Source organism: Streptomyces doebereineriae, assembly GCF_031845645.1.
GTDB lineage: Bacteria > Actinomycetota > Actinomycetes > Streptomycetales > Streptomycetaceae > Streptomyces > Streptomyces canus.
In genome coordinates this window covers 57,461-75,852 of sequence record NZ_JAVREZ010000020.1, presented here as the reverse complement: position 1 = coordinate 75,852, position 18,392 = coordinate 57,461, and the positions used below count along the sequence as shown (strand labels likewise).

The following is an 18,392-nucleotide window of genomic DNA, read 5'->3' as shown; positions in this document are numbered from 1 at the left end:
ACGACGACTCACTACCCCACCCCTGAATTTGGTCACAGAAACACCACCTGTCACACAGGTGGCACTTACACATCGTACGAACACTGCCAGGTGTCACAGGTGTTCGAGGCGGGGTGCCCGGGATGTCCGACCCGCTGTGACACTTCTGTGAGGTCAGGCGCTGTTGACCGTGGGGGACATAGGCAAGGGCGTGACCGTGCCGGACGGTGCGGAATCGCCACGAACCGGTACGGACAGGAAAGTTCTTGGGCCAGGGAGGGGAACCCCGCCGCGTGCAGGCGTACGACGGGGAACTGGGCGCGGCCGTCGCGCGGGCCCAGGAGGGCGACGAGGCCGCCTTCGCGGTCGCCTACCGGCTGGTGCAGCCCGGACTGCTCGGGTATCTGCGCGGGTTGGTCGGGGAGGACGCGGAGGACGTGGCCTCGGACGCCTGGCTGGAGATCGCCCGGGACCTCGGCCGGTTCAAGGGCGACGGGGCGGGCTTCCGCGGCTGGACCGCGACCATCGCCCGGCACCGGGCCCTGGACCATCTGCGCCGGCAGCGGGTGCGGCCCCGGTCGGCGGCGCTGGAGCAGGACATGCTGGACCTGCCCGGCCCGCACAGCACCCACGACCAGGCGCTGGAGTCCCTCTCCACCGAGTACGCCCTCGAACTGGTCCGGGGGCTCCCGCGGGACCAGGCCGAGGCGGTGTTGCTGCGGGTCGTCGTCGGACTGGACGGCCCCGCCGCCGCCCGCGTCCTCGGCAAGCGCCCCGGCGCGGTGCGCACCGCGGCGTACCGGGGGCTGAAGCGGCTGGCGCACCAGTTGGGCGCCGAGAGTGTGACGGATGACGGCCCCCGGACGCTGGGGGAGTCGACATGACAGGTGAGGACACCACCTCGGACAGGGACGGACACGGCATGGGTGACGAGCGGAGCGGCGATGCCCCCGGCCGTCGGCATGCGCGCACGGAGGAGACCCTGCGGGACAGCCCCCTCGAGGCGCTGTTCGCCGCGGCCCTCCGCGGGGAGAAGCCCGACGGCGAGGCGGAGCGGCGGGCCGTGGCCGCCTACCGGGCGGCGAGGGACGCCGGGGCGCACCGGGCGCGGACCCGGCGGCGGGACGACTGGCGGCCCCGCGCGCAGCGCCGCTGGGCACGTTCGGTGAAGACGACGCTCTCCGTGCTCCTCGCGAGTCTCACCCTCGGCGGTGTCGCCTACGCCGCGATCGGCTCGGTGGGCGGCGGTGAGGCCAAGGGCGCGGGCGGCAAGGACGTGCGCCCGAGCGTCTCGGCGAGCACCCCGGTCGAGTCCCACAGCAGCGCGAGGCCCACCGCGTCCGCTTCCGCCCCCGCCGAGCGCCCGCCCACCGCGAAGGACACCCTGGCCCACTGCCGTGCCTACGAGAAGCTGCGTGGCCGGGGCAAGGCGCTGGACTCCACGGCGTTCCAGCGGCTCGTGACGGCGGCCGGCGGCGAGGCGAACGTGAGTGCTTACTGCGCCAAGCTGACGGGCGAGGACGCGGGGACGGCCGACGCGGGTGCCGCGGGTGACGCGAAACCGGGGAAGCAGACGGCCAAGGCGAGCGACCCCCGGAACGCGGACAAGAACAAGCCCAACAAGCAGTGACCCGTGCCTCAACCGGCCGGCCGTCAGCGGATGATCGAGGTCAACACGTCCACGCCCAGATGCATGAGGCGGTCCGTGTCCAACCGGTGGTAGATCTGTCGGCCGTCCCGCCGGGAGATCAGCAGACCCACCTCGCGCAGCCGTCCGAGGTGGCGGGAGACCTGAGGCAGGGTCATTCCCGTCCGTACGGCCAGGTCGGACGTGGTGATCGGTTCGTTCACCAGATGCCGGCAGAGCGACAGTCGCGCGGGGTCGGACAGGATCGCCAGTCTGAGCCGCACCTGTGCCAGCGTGGCCCGTTCCACCTGAGCGGTGTTCTCGACGGGGAAGTGCACGACGAGCGGGTAGGGCGGATCGTCCTTGACGATCAGATGCGGCCGGGAGTGCGCGGACGGTACGAGCAGGCAGCGACGGCCGCGCAGGTCGGCTGTGAGTGACTGCAGCTTGTCGTAGACGACCGCCGGCGGGTTGTGCCGGACGACGGCGTTCGGGCTGAGTGAGGCCAGTGCCTCGGGGAGCGGCAGCGCCTGGACCCGGGCCCTCAGGCGGGTGCATTCGCCCTCCAGCCGGTGCTGTACCCGAGCCCATTCGGCGTCGAAGAACTCGGCGGCGCAGCGCCGCAGCAGCTCCAGCAGCCCTGTCCGCATCCGTTCCGGGGCCTGGAGCAGGCTGCGGGCCAGCTCGCCGCGGCTGAAGGAGCGCCGTTCGCTGGAGACGGTGTAGGCGTCGCGGACCGCCTCGTCGGTGAGCAGGTCGCGGGTGTCGAAGACGCCCCCGTGCACACTCGGTGCGACGCCCAGCACGAAGTCGTCCAGCGGGAGTGCCTCCAGGCGGTCGAGTTCCTGCTCCAGCGTCCGTCCCAAAGGCGGTTCCAGCGGCATCAGCAGACGGCAGCGCCGCCGGGTCCACAGGGGCGCGTAGACCGCGATCAGGCTCTGGGCCTCCGGAGACAGATCGGCGCGTACGCGTTCCAGCCACGGGCGTCCGACGAGGTGGTGCTCGGGCTCGGCGATCGAGTGGAGGCACGCCATCAGCTCGGCCAGCGGTGAGAGACCGACGGCCACGTCCGCCGGAACCGCGCCCTGCAAGGTGATGACCACGGCCATGCGGCGCAGCGTACAGCGGATGCTTTTCGCGTACGCGGTAAGCATCGCTGCCGCCGCCCGCCGGCCGACCTAGGCTGCGTCCAATTCCCGCCGCTCCGAGCAGTCGTCGATTCCGCTCCGAGCAGTCCGAGCAGCGAGAGGCTCCGGCCGATGCACCTGTTTCTGCAGACGTTCTTCAACCCCGACGAACTACTCAAGGCGTTTCCCGTCCTGCTGACCGAGGGCCTGCGCAACACCCTGCTGATCGCCGGGCTGGCGATCGTCTTCGGTGTCGTGCTCGGTGTGCTGCTCGCGATGATGCTGCTGTCGCACCGCCGGTGGGTGCGGCTCCCCGCGCGGATCTACGTCGACGTGTTCCGCGGTCTGCCGGCGATCGTGACCGTCAGCCTGGTCGGCCTGGGCCTGCCGTCGGCCGGGATCCGTCCGTTCGGCCGGGATCCGCTCGGGTACGCGGTCCTCGCCATCGGCCTCATATCGGCGGCCTACCTGGCGGAGATCTTCCGGTCCGGCATCCAGGCCGTCCCGGCCGGGCAGCTCAGTGCGGCCCGCAGCCTCGGCATGTCCTATCTGACGGCGATGCGGGTGATCGTCGTTCCGCAGGGCGTGCGGAACGTGCTGCCCGCGCTGGCCGGCCAGTTCATCATCGACATCAAGGAGAGCGCGTTGGTGTATCTGCTCGGGCTCGGCCTCGGGCAGCGCGAGCTCTACTTCATCGCCCAGGAACGCCAGGCGGCGACATACAACTCCTCCGCACTCGTGGCCGCCGGTGCCTGCTATCTGATGCTCACGATCCCGCTCACCTTCCTGGTCAACCGGCTCGACCTGCGTCTGCGCACCGGCGGACGGAAGAGGAACAAACCCGCGGCCACCCCGGCTGTCGGCACGCCCGCCCCGTCCGTGATGGAGGTCTGAGCCATGGCCGGAACACTGTCCGAGAAGAACCCCCGCACCGACGAGGCGGGGACGGCCACCGCGGCGGCGGTCTCCGTTCGCGACCTGCACAAGCGCTACGGCGACGTGGAGGTCCTGCGCGGGGTGGATCTCGAGGTCGCCGCGGGCGAGACCGTGTGTGTCATCGGCCGGTCCGGTTCGGGCAAGTCCACGCTCCTGAAGTGTATGAACCTGCTGGAGTCGCCGACGGCGGGCGAAATCCGCCTGGGTGGCGACCTGATCACCGGTCCGGGCGTGGACGTGGACGCGGTCCGCACCCGGGTGGGCATGGTCTTCCAGCACTTCAACCTGTTCCCGCACCTGAGTGTCCTGCGCAACGTGACCGTGGCCCTCCGAAAGGTCCGCGGGATGGCCAAGGAGGCGGCCGACGCCGTCGCCATGACCCAGCTGGAGCGGCTCGGCCTCGCGGGGCTGGCCCACTCCCGGTCGAGTCAGCTCTCGGGCGGCCAGCAGCAGCGGGTGGCCATCGCGCGCGCACTGGCGATGGAGCCCGAGGTCATGCTGTTCGACGAGGCCACCTCCGCGCTGGATCCCGAGCTCGTCAAGGACGTGCTCGACGTGATGCGGCTGCTCGCCGAATCCGGCATGACGATGATCGCCGTCACGCACGAGATCGGCTTCGCCCGTGAGGTCGCGGACCGGGTGATCTTCATGGATGAGGGCCGCATCGCCGAGTCCGGCCCGGCTCGCCGGACACTGGAAGCCCCCGAGACGGCACGCCTGCGCGAGTTCCTCGCCCGCGTCCTCTGAGCCCTCGCCCTCTGAAGCGCCGCTTCTCCGAGCCCACCCCTGCACCGCCCACCCCTCCTCAAGGAGACCCTCAAATGTCCATATCGTCCCGTAATGTTCTTGACCGTCGTGGACTGCTCGCCCTCGCCGCCCTCGCCGCCCTCTCCGGCCTCGTCCTCCCGCTCACCGGCTGCGGGGGCAATGGCAGTGCGGATACCGGCAAGGCATCGAACCCGTACGGTCTGATCGAGTCCGGGACCATCAGATCCGCCACCCAGACCGGCCAGCCCCCCTTCGCCTACGCCGAGGACTCGGGGAAGCCCGCCGGTTTCATCGTCGACGTGACCGACGAGGCCGCGAAGCGACTCGGACTCAAGGTCGACTACAAGTCGACGTCCGTCACCGGATCGCTGGCCGGCCTGACCGCCGGTCAGTACGACCTGGCCTCGTCCGGGCTCGGGGTCACCGAGGAGCGGCAGAAGAGCGTCGACTTCACCAAGCCGCTGTTCTGGAGCACCGTGGCCGTCCTGACGACCTCGAAGAGCACGATCTCGACCTTCGACGGCTTCAACGGCAAGCGCGTGGGCGTGGTGACCGGATCCTCGCAGGAGGCTCAACTGCCCACGCGGATACCCAAGGCGCAGCCGGTCCGCTTCCAGGCCCAGAACGCGGCGGTGAGCCAGCTGCTCAACGGCAGTATCGACGCCTTCCTGGTGGGCGGTCCCGACGCGACGGAGTTCATGAAGCAGTACAAGGGCCTGCGGCAGGCGGTGTCCGCGCCGGTGGACCATCCGACCTCGATGGCGGTGCCCAAGAAGCACAGCGCCTTCCTGAAGGCCCTCGACCAGAAGATCGCCGACATGGTCGCGGACGGCACCTACGCCAAGCTGTACCGCAAGTACTTCACCACCCGGCCGCAGCCCGAGCTCATCGCCGCGTGGCCCGCGCTGAAGTCGCAGTTCCCCGGGGCCAAGTGATGCCGGTTACCGATGACGAGTGGCAACGGGTGCCGCTGCCCGGTGGCCGGGCGTGCTGGCGGCGGGTGCTGCGGACATCGGTCAGGGACGGCGTACAGCTCGTGGCCGATGTCTACGCCGACCGTCCCGACCCGGGGCCGGGCCCCGTCGTTCTGGAGCGCACACCGTACGGGCGCCGGGCCGCGCGCACCTCGGACGGTGCCCTCGGCGGCGAGAACCCGCCGGCGCCCGAGACCGTGGCCGAGGTGTTCACCCGTGGCGGGTACCGGATCGTACGGCAGGACTGCCGCGGCCGGGGCGACTCGGAGGGCACCTTCGTCAAGTACCTGAACGAGGCGACCGACGGCTACGACACCGTCGAGTGGATCGCCGGACAACCCTGGTGCGACGGCCGGGTGGCGACCATGGGCGTCTCCTATTCCGCGCACGCCCAAGCCGCCCTCGCCTCGCTGGGCGCACCGCACCTGGCCGCGATGTTCCTCGACTCCGGCGGCTTCGCCAGCGCCTACGAGGCCGGCACCCGGATGGGCGGGGCCTTCGAACTCAAGCAGGCCACCTGGGCGTTCCATCGGGCCAAGGTGAGCGAGACGGTGCGCACCGATCCGGTCCTGCGCGCCTCGCTGGAGTCGGAGGACCTTCAGGCCTGGTTCACCCGCATGCCCTGGCGACGCGGCGCCAGCCCGCTCCGCTTCGTCCCGGAGTACGAGGACTACCTCCTCGAACAGTGGGAGAACGGCACCTTCGGCCCGTACTGGCAGCAGCCGGGCATCTACGCCCGTGGCTTCTACGACGACTTCCCGGACGTCCCCAGCCTGCACATGTCCAGCTGGTACGACCCCTACGTCCGCACCGCCACGGAGAACTTCCGCGAACTCGGCCGGAAGAAGCACAGCCCGGCATATCTGGTGCTCGGCCCCTGGACCCACGGCGGGCGCAGCCACAGTTTCGCCGGTGACGTCGACTTCGGCCCGCAGGCCCGACTGGACGGCAGCCTCGCCGAGCACTACGCGGCGATGCGGCTGAGCTGGTTCGACGCGCACCTCGGCCCGGACGGCATGGCGGAACCGCCGCCTGCCGTGCGGTACTTCCTCATGGGCGGCGGCTCCGGCCGGCGTACCGCCGAAGGGCGGCTCGACCACGGCGGCCGCTGGCACACGGCAACCTCCTGGCCACCCGAGGAGAGCGCGAACCTCACCCTCGTCCTCGGCAGCGCGGGCACCCTCGCGACGGCCTGCGACACGTGCGACGCCCAAGGCGCCTTCCTGGAGTACGACTTCGACCCCCGCGATCCGGTGCCGACCCTCGGCGGCCAGGTCACCTCCGGCGAACCGGTGATGAGCGGCGGCGCCTTCCATCAGCACCCCGACGATCGGTTCTTCGGCGTGACCGAGCCGCACCTGCCCCTCGACAGCAGACCCGACGTGCTGGTGTTCCAGACCCCGCCGCTCACCGGCGACCTGGCGGTCGTGGGACCGGTCGCCGTGCACCTCACCGTGTCGTCCACCGCCCGCGACACCGACTTCACGGTCAAGCTCGTCGACGTCCACCCGCCCAGCGAGGACTATCCGCAGGGTTTCGCGATGAACCTCACCGACGGCATCCTGCGCTGCCGCTACCGCAACTCCTTCAGCGAGCCGGAGCCGATGACGCCGGGGGAGACGTACGAGATCACGGTGGAGGCGCCGGACACGGCGAACCTGTTCCTGGCCGGCCACCGGCTGCGGCTCGACGTCAGCTCCAGCAACTTCCCCCGTTTCGACGTCAATTCCAACACCGGCGGCACGGATGTCGGCGAGCGGCGCAAGGTTGTCGCCACCAACCGCGTCCACACGGGCGGCCGTTCCTGGCTGACCCTGTCCGTGCTCCGCCCGAAGCCCGAAGGACGCCCCGCATGACCGATGGAAAGCTGTCACCCTCCTGGCGTCAGGCGAATGTGCGCGACGGCTTCACCCTGGCCGCCGTCGGTGACCTGGTCGTGGACGACGCGCTCGCCCCGCTCCTCGAAGCCCGCTCGCCCCGCCTGTTGGAGCTGCTGCGGTCGGCAGACGTGACCTTCGGCAATTTCGAGAGCACGGCCATCGACCTGACGGAGTTCGACGGCTGGCCCGAAGCCGAGTCCGGCGGATCATGGCTGATCAGCACCTCACGGGTGCCCGCGGATCTCCGCCGGATCGGGTTCGACCTGATGGCCAGGGCCAACAACCACACCACCGACTGGGGCGTGGCCGGCATGCGGTCCACCGACCGTCTGCTCACCGAGGCGGGCATCGTCCACGCCGGCACCGGAGACACCCTCGCCGACGCGCGTGCCCCGCGCTTCCTCACCACCCCCGCCGGCCGTGTCTCCCTGGTCTCCGTCGCCTCCCGCTTCGAGCCCATGTCCCGCGCCGCCGACCCCCTCGGCCGGGTCCCCGGCCGCCCCGGCGTCAACGCGCTGCGCACCACGCGTCATGTGCTCGTGGCGGCCCAGCGCCTGCGTGAACTCGCCCTGATCCGCGACGCGTTGCCGCCCGGCTCGGTACGCGCCTCCGTTCACGAGGCCGACCGCAGGGACGGCACCGTCACCCTCTTCGGCACCCGCTACGCAGCGAAACCCGGTCCCGAGCCCCACACCGACGCCGTGGAGTTCCGCTTCTCCGTACACGAGTCGGACCGCCGCCAGGTGCTGCACACCGTCCGACAGGCCAAACAGACCTCCGACTTCACGATCGCCACGATGCACACCCACGAGCCGGGCAACTACAGCCAGGAGCCCCCCGACTTCCTTCCGCCCATCGCCCGCGAAGCGATCGACAACGGTGCCGACGCGTTCCTCGGCCACGGCCCCCACCAGCTCCGCGGCATCGAGGTGTACCGGGGCCGCCCGATCTTCTACTCCCTCGGCAACTTCGTCTTCATGGAGAACACCCAGCAGCCGCTGACCCGGGGCGCCTTCGACAAGGACGGCGGTCGCGAGCACGAGACCGAGGCCGAGTTCCTGGAACGCAAACGGGTCCACGGTGTCTTCGGCGAGCAGATCTGGTACGAGTCCGTGGTGGCGGTCAGCCGCTTCGACGGCGACGGCACCCTCCGGGCCGTGGAACTGCATCCGGTCGAACTGCACTGGGACGGCCCGCGCGACGCCGACCGCGGCATCCCCCGGCCGGCCGACCCACCCGCCGCGGAGCGCATCCTGCGACGCCTGCGACGACTCTCCGAACCGTTCGGCACGGAGATCGCCATCCGGCAAGGCGTCGGCCACCTCAGCCTCTGAGGTAACCGCGGAGACGGCCGGGGCCGCCACCCCCCACAGGAGAGGCCCCGGCCGTCGCGCGGCACGGGCCGCGCGGCGGCCCGTACTTTCTTCAGCGCCATGAGTGCGGTTTCTGTCACACCCCGCAGGGCCCACCCCGGATCACGAGGTAGTTGCATTTTGTACGGACATGGACGAGCAGCGGTTTCAGGTCGTAACGTGCCTTTCGCGCCGGGCGCGGAAGTTGAATGATCAGCGCGACTCTCGAGCGATCACCACAACCCCTCGACGGCTCGAAGCGGCGACCATCGATCGCGACCACGTATTGAGGATTCACGGGTGCTGGGGGACGACGCGGAGTTGACTGCCGCGGTGCTTGCGGCACAGGACGGGAACGAGACCGCGTTCCGGACTGTGTACCGCGCGGTGCACCCGCGGCTGCTCGGATACGTCCGGACGCTGGTCGGTGATCCGGACGCCGAGGACGTGGCCTCCGAGACCTGGCTCCAGATAGCCCGTGACCTGGACCGGTTCGACGGGGACGCGGACCGCTTCCGCGGCTGGGCCGCACGGATAGCCCGCAACCGCGCCCTCGACCACATCCGGATGCGCGGCCGCCGGCCGGCCATCGGCGGCGACGAGACCGAGCTGACCGGAAAGCCCGCCGAGTCGGACACCGCGGGCGAGGCCATCGAGGCGCTGGCCACCGGCAGCACCCTCTCGCTCATCGCCCGGCTGCCCCAGGACCAGGCCGAGGCAGTGGTGCTGCGCGTGGTGGTCGGCCTGGATGCCAAGACCGCCGCCGAGACCCTCGGCAAGCGTCCCGGCGCGGTACGCACGGCCGCGCACCGTGGTCTGAAACGGCTCGCCGAGCTCCTCGGCGAGGATCCGGAATCGGCCGGCGCGCTCGATGCCCTGCCGCCCCAGCGAGAACCGCAGGACAGTGCGGTGACGTCCGCGAGTGTGACGCATATGCGTCCGCGGACGCAGAAGGACATGTGATGGCCGACGAGAGCTATGGGTGGCTGGACCTCGAGACAGCGGAGCGGTTGCTGCGCGGCGAGTCACTGGAAGCTGTCGACGCGGCCGACCGCGACCACGCCGAACGCCTCGCGAAAACGCTGGAGGCGCTGACCGTGGAACCCGCGCCGACCAGCGGCGGACTACCCGGCGAGGAGGCCGCGCTGGCCGCGTTCCGCAAGGTGCGCACGGATCGTGCGGACGACTGGGTGAGCCCGGCCGCCCGGGGCCGGCACCGGGTCGGAGCAGGTCGCACCGACGCCGGTGTGGTGCGGATCGGCGCACCGGACGCGAGGGCCGGCCGTCCCCGCCGGCGGCGTCCCGCGCGCCTCGGACTGGCCGCCGTACTGGCTGCGAGCATGGTCGGCGGAGTGGCCGTCGCGGCCGGAATCGGAGTCCTGCCGCACTTCGGGGACGGCGAACCGGAACCCGCCGCGTCCGTGTCGGCCGCCGCCACCCCGGACCGCCCGCTCGTCTCGCCCTCGGCCCCTCAGGTCGCGCCCTCGCCCGAGAGCTCCCCCTCCGCCGGGGCGGGCTCCCGGGACACGGCACGCGGTGACACCGGCGCGGCGCCCGACACGGGCTCCGAAGGGCCGGGCGTACGACCCCGCAGGGACTGGAACGGATCCGCCTCGGCCTGCCGGGACATGCACGAGGGCAAGAACCTCGACCCGGCCCGCAAGCGTTCCCTGGAGGACGCGGCGGGCGGCGCCTCGCGGGTGTGGAAGTACTGCAGGGGTGTCCTGTCCGGCGCCGACACCCGGGGCGACGCCCAGTCGGCCCCCGGCGACCGCAAGGGCGACGGCAAGGCCGAGGACACCGGCAACAACGACGACAACGACCGCAACGGCCATGGCGACCGCAACGGCCACGGCGACCGGAACGGCCACGGGAACGAGAACGGTCACGACGGCCGGTTCACGTCCCCTCGCAAGAACCACCACGACCCGGACGGCGGCACCTCCGACGCCCCGCTCACCTCGCCCCGGGCAACGATGTCACCGACCCCGCGACCGAGCCCGTCGTACAGCGCGATCTGACTGCTCCACGCGTCGCTGACCTGCACTTTTCTCACCCACCACGGTTTCGGTCGCGGTGGGTGTGACGTTTTCGGCCGCTGTAGCGCAGTACTGAGTGAGCCGACTGGTCATCGGCCGTCGCACGGAGCCGGGGTTCCCCCCGTACCTACGGCTCGTGCACCTGGCGCGGGCGGGACACGTTCCCCCGGTCCCGTCCGCGCCCCTAACTCCTCCTCGCGGAACTCACCAGTGGACGACGACCTTGTCGCCGTTCCGTACCTGGGCGAACAGGCCGGCGATCGCCGCCTCGTCCCGCACGTTGACGCAGCCGTGCGAGGCACCCGCGTATCCGTGGGCCGCGAAGTCGGCCGAGTAGTGCACTGCCTGGCCGCCGCTGAAGAACATGGCGTACGGCATCGGGGAGTCGTAGAGCGTCGACACATGATGCCGGGACTTCCAGTAGACGCTGAACACGCCTTCACGGGTCGGGGTGCCCACCGAGCCGAAGCGCACCGGCACGGTCGTCACCGTCCGGCCGTCGATCATCCAGCGCAGTGTCCGGCTCGTCTTGCTGATGCACAGCACCCGCCCGGTCAGACAGCGCGCGTCCGGCGCGTCGGCCGGCTGCCCGCCCATCAGATACAGCTCCCACTTGCCCGGCTCGCGCGTCATGGCCTTCAGCCGCTTCCAGGTGACCGTGTCGGTCTTCCCGGTCCTCGGCAGCCCGCGCTTGCCCTGGAACCCCTCGACCGCGCGTTCGGTGAGATCGTCGTACGACCCCGTCGGCCCGTCGTAGAGCCACGCGACCTGCCGTAGCCGGGCCTGCAACTCCCGCACGTCCCGCCCGGAGTCGCCGCGGGACCAGAGCACGGCGGCGGGCGCGGCGGAAGGAGCGGACGGTGTCGCACTGGGTTTCGGGTCGTCGTCCGCCGGTGGCGTACTGCGCTTCGGGACCTCGATCCGTACCGGCGGACGCCGCTTCCCGTCGCCGTCCCCGTCGGCGGTCTGCACCGTACAGCCGCAGGCCATCGCCAGGACCAGCAGCGTGGCGAACGATCTCCCCATGCCCGTAGTACGCATCCGGACCCCCTGTCGTCTCACCGGCATCCCCTGAGATGTCTCCCCCCGGACGGCCGGTTGCGAACGACCCGGCGGCGCTTCGCCCGAGACCGCAATACGGTGGTGGGCATGACGCGTGAGTCGGAGTCCGGACTGCCCATCGAACCCGTCTACGGTCCCGAGACCCTTCAGGGCTGGAGCCCCGAGGAGAAGCTCGGTGAGCCGGGCGGGTACCCCTTCACGCGGGGCGTGTATCCGTCGATGTACACGGGCCGCCCCTGGACGATGCGCCAGTACGCCGGTTTCGGCACAGCGACGGAGTCCAACGCCCGCTACCGGCAGCTGATCGCCCACGGTACGACGGGTCTGTCGGTCGCCTTCGACCTGCCCACCCAGATGGGTCACGACTCCGATGCCCCGATCGCGCACGGTGAGGTCGGCAAGGTGGGTGTGGCGATCGACTCGATCGACGACATGCGGGTGCTGTTCGGCGGGATCCCGCTGGACCAGGTGTCCACGTCGATGACGATCAACGCTCCGGCGGCCCTCCTGTTGCTGCTGTACCAACTGGTCGCCGAGGAGCAGGGGGTCGGCGCGGACCGGCTCACCGGCACGATCCAGAACGACGTGCTGAAGGAGTACATCGCGCGCGGCACGTACATCTTCCCGCCGAAGCCGTCGCTGCGGCTGATCGCCGACATCTTCAAGTACTGCCAGGCCGAGATCCCCCGGTGGAACACGATCTCGATCTCCGGTTACCACATGGCGGAGGCGGGTGCCTCGCCGGCGCAGGAGATCGCGTTCACGCTGGCGGACGGCATCGAGTACGTGCGCACGGCGGTCGCGGCGGGGATGGACGTCGACGACTTCGCTCCGCGCCTGTCGTTCTTCTTCGTGGCGCGGACGACGGTCCTGGAGGAGGTCGCCAAGTTCCGTGCGGCCCGCCGGATCTGGGCGCGGGTCATGCGGGACGAGTTCGGCGCGCGGAACCCGAAGTCCCTGATGCTCCGCTTCCACACCCAGACGGCCGGCGTCCAGCTGACGGCCCAGCAGCCGGAGGTCAACCTGGTCCGGGTCGCCGTCCAGGGCCTCGCCGCCGTCCTCGGCGGCACCCAGTCGCTGCACACCAACTCCTACGACGAGGCCATCGCGCTGCCCACCGACAAGTCCGCCCGCCTGGCCCTGCGCACCCAGCAGGTGCTGGCCTACGAGACCGACGTGACGGCGACGGTCGACCCCTTCGCGGGCTCGTACGTGATCGAGAAGATGACGGACGACGTCGAGACGGCCGCACTGGACCTGATGCGAAAGGTCGAGGACCTCGGCGGTGCGGTCGCCGCCATCGAGCACGGCTTCCAGAAGAACGAGATCGAGCACAACGCCTACCGCATCGCCCAGGAGACCGACTCCGGCGAGCGGGTGGTCGTGGGTGTCAACCGCTTCCGGCTCGACGAGGAGGAGCCGTACGAGCCCCTTCGCGTCGACCCCGCCATCGAGGCCCGGCAGGCGGAGCGGCTGGCCAGGCTCCGCGCCGAGCGCGACCGGTCCGCGGTGGACTCGGCCCTCGCCGCCCTGAAGAAGGCCGCCGAGGGCGAGGACAACGTCCTCTACCCGATGAAGGACGCGCTCAAGGCCCGCGCGACGGTGGGCGAGGTGTGCAACGCGCTGCGCGAGGTGTGGGGCACCTACGTCCCGGCGGACGCGTTCTGAGTGCGACACTCGTTCCCATGTTCGGTGTCATCGACCTCCCCACCTATCTGGCGGGCCTCGTCCTGATCGTCCTGCTGCCCGGGCCCAATTCGCTGTACGTCGTCTCCGTCGCCGCGCGGCGAGGCGTGCGGGCCGGGTACACGGCGGCGGCGGGCGTCTGGTGCGGGGACGCCGTGCTGATGACCCTGTCCGCGGCCGGGGTCGCCTCGCTGCTCCAGGCCAACGCCGTGCTGTTCGGGATCGTGAAGTACGCGGGGGCGGGGTACCTGACCTGGCTCGCGGTGGGGATGCTGCGGGCTGCTCGGGGGATGTGGCGGACCCGGCGGGAGCAGGCCGCCGAGGAGGCTCCCGTCGCCGGGGCCGGTGACGAGCGGCCGTATCGCAGGGCGCTCGTGATCAGTCTGTTCAACCCCAAGGCGATCCTGTTCTTCGTCGCCTTCTTCGTGCAGTTCGTGGATCCGGGCTACGCGTACCCGGCGATCTCGTTCGTCGTCCTGGGAGCCTTCGCCCAGCTGGCCAGCTTCCTGTACCTCACCGCGCTGATCTTCGGTGGGACGAGGCTGGCGGATGCCTTCCGGCGCCGGCGGCGGTTGTCGGCGGGGGCGACTTCGGCGGCGGGGGCGCTGTTCCCCGGGTTCGCGGTGAAGCTGTCGTTCGCTAGCGCGTGACCCTGCGGCCGACATAACCCACCAGCGTCGAGGCGTCCTCACCCGCCCAGCCCACATAGCCGTCCGGACGCACCAGGAACAGTCCCTTCCCGTACCACGGCTGCTCCTCGCCGGTGACCACACGCACGGACTCCGGCAGCCCCGGTGCCTCCACGCCCACCGTCACCAGCGTCCAGTGCGGGCCACGGAACGCGTCGAAGAGGCGGACGTCGCCCAGCTTGCCGTCGGGGGCGCGGTCGCCGGCGCGGAGCCCGCTCGGAGCCGTGCGCGTCTCCTCCGTCAGGGACGAGTCCCGGTACCCCAGGCCCAGTTGGCGGGTCGCCTCACCCCGGCGGATCTCGCCCCGGTGCACGCCCGTCGAGATGCCGAGCATCTGCGCGGCGATGGGCCGGCGTTCCTCCTCGTAGGTGTCCAGGAGGGCGGCCGGGGCACCGCCCCGCAGCACCGCGCCCAGCTTCCAGCCCAGGTTGTACGCGTCCTGGACGCTCGTGTTCAGTCCCTGCCCGCCCGCGGGGGAGTGGACGTGGGCCGCGTCACCGGCGAGGAAGATCCGGCCGGAGCGGAAACGGTCCGCGAGGGCCGCGCGGGGCCGGAAGTCGGAGGCCCAGCGGACCTCGGTCACCGACTCGGCGGCCAGGTGGGAGCGGGCCGCGACGACCGCACGGATGGCGTCGAGGGACAGGTCCACCTGCGTGCCCTCCGGGAACTGGGCCACGACCTGGAAGTCCTCGGTGCCGGCGAGCGGGCAGATCGCGAGGTAGCCGCTCTCGCCACGCGGCGGGAAGACGTGCCAGTTGTCCCGGTCGAGGCCGGTGATGCGGACGTCCGCGACGAGGAGGGGGTTCGGGTCGACCGTCTCGCCGGTCATGCCGATGCCGAGCGTCCGGCGGACGACCGAGCGCCCGCCGTCGGCGGCGACCACGTACCGGGCGCGAACGTCCGAGCCCGCCGCGAAGCGCACGGTCACCCCGTCGGCGTCCTGCTCGAACCCCACGACCTCCCGGCCGAAGGACACCCGCCCGCCCAGCTCCTCCAGCCGTGCGAACAGCACCTCCTGGGTGCGCCACTGCGGCACCATCCACGGCGCGTTGTACGGCGAGTCCTCCGTCGCCTCGGCCGGGTCGAACATCCGGTGCTCGCCGACCCGCTCGCCGTCCTGCCAGACCATGCCGACCGGGTAGGTCCCGCCGACCGCGAGGATCGCGTCGAGCACGCCGAGGTCGTCGAAGACCTCCATCGTGCGCGGCTGGAGGCCCTTGCCGCGTGAGCCCGGGAACAGCCGGTCCGCCTTCTCCACGACCAGCGCGTCCACGCCCCGCCGGGCGAGGTCGATGCTGAGGGCGAGCCCCGTGGGGCCGGCGCCGACGACCAGTACGTCCGTGTTCATACCCATCTCCTTAACGCTGTTAAGTGCCGCTGCCGTCGAGAGTGCCCTTAACGCTGTTAAGCTGTCAAGCGTGAGTACGGAGAAACGCCCGCCCCTGGACCGCGCCCGGGTCGCCGACACCGCCCTGAAGCTCCTGAACGAGGTGGGCCTCGACGGCCTCACGCTGCGGGCCATCGCCAAGGAACTCGACGTCAAGGCCCCCGCCCTGTACTGGCACTTCAAGGACAAGCAGGCGCTGCTCGACGAGATGGCGACGGAGATGTTCCGGCGCATGGTCGCCGGGACCGCACTCGACCCGTCGGACACCTGGCGCGAACGCCTGCTCAAGTCCAACCGCGGACTGCGCACCGCCCTGCTCGGCTACCGCGACGGCGCCAAGGTCTACAGCGGCTCACGCTTCACGGGCCTGGTCCACGTCGAGCAGATGGAGGAGACCCTCCGTCTCTTCACCGCCGCCGGCTTCACCCTCGCCCAGGCGGTCCGGGCCACGTCGACGTCGTACCTCTACACCCTCGGCTTCGTCACCGAGGAGCAGGGCGTGGAGCCACTGCCCGGCGAGCGCCGCGAAGGCTTCGACGTGGCGGAACGCGCCCGCCTGATGGCCGGCTTCCCGTTGTCGGCGGCGGCGGGTGCGGAGATCTTCCAGGACTTCGAGCGGCATTACGAGGAGGGGCTGGCCCTGGTGCTGGCGGGAATCGAGAAGCAGTACGGGCCTACCGGGCCCGCACCTTCCGCACCGCGCGCGTGACCACGGGCGGCAGCAGATCCACGGCGATCCGCCGGGCCGGAGACCGACGCGGCTTCGGAGCGGGGACGGGCGCGGCCGCCGGTGCGACATAGTGCCGGGAGCGGGGGAACGGCGGCGCCTGCATCTTCTGCGCCCGCGCCCGCACCAGGCGGTGACCGGCCGCCTCCTGCACGCTCAGCCCGACGTCCGTGCGCTCCCGGAGCATGGCCAGCAACTCCTCCTGCACCGGCTCCGGGTCCCCCCACGTGCCGTACAGCTTCTGCGTGCTGAGGCAGATCGGCCGCAGCCCGCGGTTCAGCACGGCCTCCCACACGGCGACGGAGACACCCGGGGTGTGCTCGGAGCGGAAGTCGTCCAGGACGACCAGCCCGTCCGGCAGCAGGATCTCGCGCACCGCGCCGATGTCGTCGCGCACGTGCTCGTACAGATGCGAGGCGTCGATGTGGACGAAGCGGCAGGTGCCCGCCTTCACCTCGCCGGAGATGACCGAGGTGGGGGCCTCGATCACCCTCGGCAGGCTGTCGTGGAAGGAGAGGTAGTTGCGCTCGAAGGTCTCGCGGGTGAGGGAGGCGTACGACTTGGAGGTCTCCGCGCGGTTCGCGCCGTCGGGGGCCTCGCCGCCGAACAGGTCGCAGACGGTGAACGCCTCGCCCGCGCGCAGATGGTGCCCGAGCAGGATCGCGCTCCTGCCCATGTAGACGCCGAGTTCGAGGAGATCTCCGGCGAGCCGTTGTTTCTCCAGGAACCAGGTGAACAGCACCTGGTCGAGCGGCGGGAACCAGCCGGGGACGTCCTTCAGTTCACCGGGGAGCTTGGGGGTCTGCTGTGAGTCGGCCATGAGACATGCTTGCTCGCCCACGACCGGCCCAACTGGCGGCCCGCTGAACGTCCGGTGAACAGCTTCAGAGCCGGCGGGCCAGTGCCGAGCGCAGACGTGGGGTCAGCGGCTTCTCGACATAGCGGTTCATCAGCCAGGCCAGCAGGAGCATCCCCGCGATCGTCAGCGCGAAGGTCCCGGCCGCGGGCACGCCGAGCCGGACGTGCAGCTCGTGCACGACCACCCAGCCCAGGTGCTCGTGCACCAGGTAGAAGGGGTACGTCAGCGCCCCGGCCACCGTCAGCCAGCGCCAGTTCGCCCAGCTCAGCCGGCCCAGCGCGATCGCCGCGACGGCGAGGAAGCCGAAGGCCACGACCAGCACGATGCCCAGCGTGGTGCGGTGGGCGAAGGCGTTCGGGTCGGAGGCGTTCCACAGTGAACGGACCGCGTAGTGCTGCCCGATCAGGAAGCTGACCGCGACGATGCCCCACGCGTACACGTCCCGCCGGTCGCGGTGGACGAGGTAGAGGCCGACACCGCCGATGAAGAAGGGGGCGTACTCGGGCATGAACACCACGTCGAGCAGCGGCTGGTGCGCGGCCTGCGTGATCGCCGCCGCCAGCGTCCAGCCCGCGCAGAACATGATCACCCGGCGCCGGGAGGCCCCCGGCATGACCACGCACAGCGCGAACAGGACGTAGAAGCGGACCTCCGCCCACAGCGTCCAGCACACCCCGAGCACCCGGTCCACGCCCAGGGGCTGCTGAAGCATGGTCAGGTTCACCAGGACATCGCTCGGCGACAGCGCCTCGTAGGCGACCACCGGCAGCGCGAACACCGCGGTGACCAGCAGAACGGCGAACCAGTACGCGGGCAGGAGCCGGGAGGCGCGGGAGGCGAAGAACGACTTCAGGGGCCGCCCCCAGCCGCTCATGCAGATCACGAATCCGCTGATCACGAAAAAGACCTGGACGCCGAGGCAGCCGTAGGAGAAATACGTGTGCAACGTGGGGAACTGCTGTTGTGCGGAACTTCCCCAGGCCTTGGTGATCTCGCCGCCCCGGCCGCCGTAGTGATACGCCGCCACCATCAGCGCGGCCACCAGCCGCAGTCCGTCCAGGGCCCGCATCCGGGTCTCCCGGGGGCGTGGTGCGGACGGTGGCCCTACCGGCTGCGGCCCTTCCGGCCGCCGGGGCAGGTCGGCCGCCGGCCGGACGGTCATGCTGGTCACGGGAATCCCCTTCGCAAGCTCTGCGGAGCCTATGTCACTCCTATGGATGCGCCTCAGCACGTTAGTCCGAATCACGGCGATGTCTTACGTGCCGGGCCAACCATTAGCCGCCTGGTCCCGGTGAGTTCA

Annotated in this window: 17 protein-coding genes; 12 read left to right on the top strand and 5 right to left on the bottom strand. The window is 70.9% G+C overall.

Annotation, left to right across the window (positions count from 1 at the left end; all coding sequences use genetic code 11):
• Window positions 1–245: 245 nt before the first annotated feature.
• Window positions 246–863: an RNA polymerase sigma factor gene (locus tag RNB18_RS40375; RefSeq protein ID WP_311719094.1), complete on the top strand. Its 618-nt coding sequence runs from the start codon at window positions 246–248 to the stop codon at window positions 861–863.
• On the top strand, window positions 860–1,609 hold the full coding sequence (locus tag RNB18_RS40370; protein WP_311719093.1) for a hypothetical protein: 750 nt from the start codon (window positions 860–862) through the stop codon (window positions 1,607–1,609). Before RNB18_RS40375 ends, RNB18_RS40370 begins: the two co-directional genes overlap by 4 nt.
• Window positions 1,610–1,632: 23 nt before the next feature.
• Here RNB18_RS40370 and RNB18_RS40365 read toward each other — a convergent pair whose 3' ends face one another.
• Window positions 1,633–2,715, bottom strand: coding sequence for an ArsR/SmtB family transcription factor (locus RNB18_RS40365; RefSeq protein ID WP_311719092.1), 1,083 nt, complete (start codon window positions 2,713–2,715; stop codon window positions 1,633–1,635).
• Window positions 2,716–2,865: 150 nt separating this feature from the next.
• On the opposite strand from RNB18_RS40365, the gene RNB18_RS40360 reads away from it, so the two are divergent.
• The 7 genes from RNB18_RS40360 (at window position 2,866) to RNB18_RS40330 (ending at window position 10,664) form a co-directional block, all read left to right on the top strand.
• Window positions 2,866–3,627, top strand: a complete 762-nt coding sequence (locus RNB18_RS40360; protein ID WP_311719091.1) for an amino acid ABC transporter permease — start codon at window positions 2,866–2,868, stop codon at window positions 3,625–3,627.
• 3 nt (window positions 3,628–3,630) lie between these two features.
• Window positions 3,631–4,416, top strand: coding sequence for an amino acid ABC transporter ATP-binding protein (locus RNB18_RS40355; RefSeq protein ID WP_311719090.1), 786 nt, complete (start codon window positions 3,631–3,633; stop codon window positions 4,414–4,416).
• 74 nt (window positions 4,417–4,490) lie between these two features.
• Window positions 4,491–5,372 (top strand): substrate-binding periplasmic protein, encoded by an 882-nt coding sequence (locus tag RNB18_RS40350; RefSeq protein ID WP_311719089.1) that lies wholly within the window; start codon window positions 4,491–4,493, stop codon window positions 5,370–5,372.
• A complete protein-coding gene (locus RNB18_RS40345) occupies window positions 5,372–7,267 on the top strand; it encodes a CocE/NonD family hydrolase (protein ID WP_311719088.1) in 1,896 nt (631 codons plus the stop codon). Before RNB18_RS40350 ends, RNB18_RS40345 begins: the two co-directional genes overlap by 1 nt.
• Window positions 7,264–8,625, top strand: coding sequence for a CapA family protein (locus RNB18_RS40340; protein ID WP_311719087.1), 1,362 nt, complete (start codon window positions 7,264–7,266; stop codon window positions 8,623–8,625). The genes RNB18_RS40345 and RNB18_RS40340 overlap by 4 nt, the downstream gene beginning before the upstream one ends.
• A 318-nt stretch (window positions 8,626–8,943) precedes the next feature.
• The gene (locus RNB18_RS40335) at window positions 8,944–9,606 is read left to right on the top strand and encodes an RNA polymerase sigma factor (RefSeq protein ID WP_311719086.1); all 663 of its coding nucleotides are present in this window, start codon (window positions 8,944–8,946) and stop codon (window positions 9,604–9,606) included.
• Window positions 9,606–10,664: a hypothetical protein gene (locus tag RNB18_RS40330; RefSeq protein WP_311719085.1), complete on the top strand. Its 1,059-nt coding sequence runs from the start codon at window positions 9,606–9,608 to the stop codon at window positions 10,662–10,664. The genes RNB18_RS40335 and RNB18_RS40330 overlap by 1 nt, the downstream gene beginning before the upstream one ends.
• A 222-nt stretch (window positions 10,665–10,886) precedes the next feature.
• On the opposite strand, the gene RNB18_RS40325 is transcribed toward RNB18_RS40330, so the two are convergent.
• Complete coding sequence (locus RNB18_RS40325; protein WP_311719083.1) at window positions 10,887–11,708, bottom strand: L,D-transpeptidase family protein; 822 nt, start codon at window positions 11,706–11,708, stop codon at window positions 10,887–10,889.
• A 123-nt stretch (window positions 11,709–11,831) separates the two neighbouring features.
• Between RNB18_RS40325 and RNB18_RS40320 the strand changes: the two genes are divergently transcribed.
• A complete protein-coding gene (locus RNB18_RS40320; protein ID WP_311719082.1) occupies window positions 11,832–13,412 on the top strand; it encodes an acyl-CoA mutase large subunit family protein in 1,581 nt (526 codons plus the stop codon).
• A gap of 17 nt (window positions 13,413–13,429) precedes the next feature.
• Entirely contained in the window at window positions 13,430–14,080 is a 651-nt protein-coding gene (leuE, locus tag RNB18_RS40315; RefSeq protein WP_311719081.1) for a leucine efflux protein LeuE, read from the top strand.
• Here leuE and RNB18_RS40310 read toward each other — a convergent pair.
• Window positions 14,070–15,467 carry an FAD-dependent oxidoreductase gene (locus tag RNB18_RS40310; protein WP_394817754.1) on the bottom strand — a complete coding sequence of 466 codons (1,398 nt, stop codon included), beginning with the start codon at window positions 15,465–15,467 and terminating at the stop codon, window positions 14,070–14,072. The genes leuE and RNB18_RS40310 overlap by 11 nt on opposite strands.
• A 70-nt stretch (window positions 15,468–15,537) precedes the next feature.
• Between RNB18_RS40310 and RNB18_RS40305 the strand changes: the two genes are divergently transcribed.
• Window positions 15,538–16,215 carry a TetR/AcrR family transcriptional regulator gene (locus RNB18_RS40305; RefSeq protein ID WP_311719079.1) on the top strand — a complete coding sequence of 226 codons (678 nt, stop codon included), beginning with the start codon at window positions 15,538–15,540 and terminating at the stop codon, window positions 16,213–16,215.
• Here the strand turns inward: RNB18_RS40305 and RNB18_RS40300 are convergent.
• Both RNB18_RS40300 and RNB18_RS40295 read right to left on the bottom strand, forming a co-directional pair.
• On the bottom strand, window positions 16,181–17,053 hold the full coding sequence (locus tag RNB18_RS40300; RefSeq protein WP_311719078.1) for a class I SAM-dependent methyltransferase: 873 nt from the start codon (window positions 17,051–17,053) through the stop codon (window positions 16,181–16,183). The two genes, RNB18_RS40305 and RNB18_RS40300, sit on opposite strands and share 35 nt — an antisense overlap.
• 64 nt (window positions 17,054–17,117) lie before the next feature.
• Window positions 17,118–18,254, bottom strand: coding sequence for an acyltransferase family protein (locus tag RNB18_RS40295; protein WP_311719179.1), 1,137 nt, complete (start codon window positions 18,252–18,254; stop codon window positions 17,118–17,120).
• Between the last annotated feature and the right edge of the window lie 138 nt (window positions 18,255–18,392).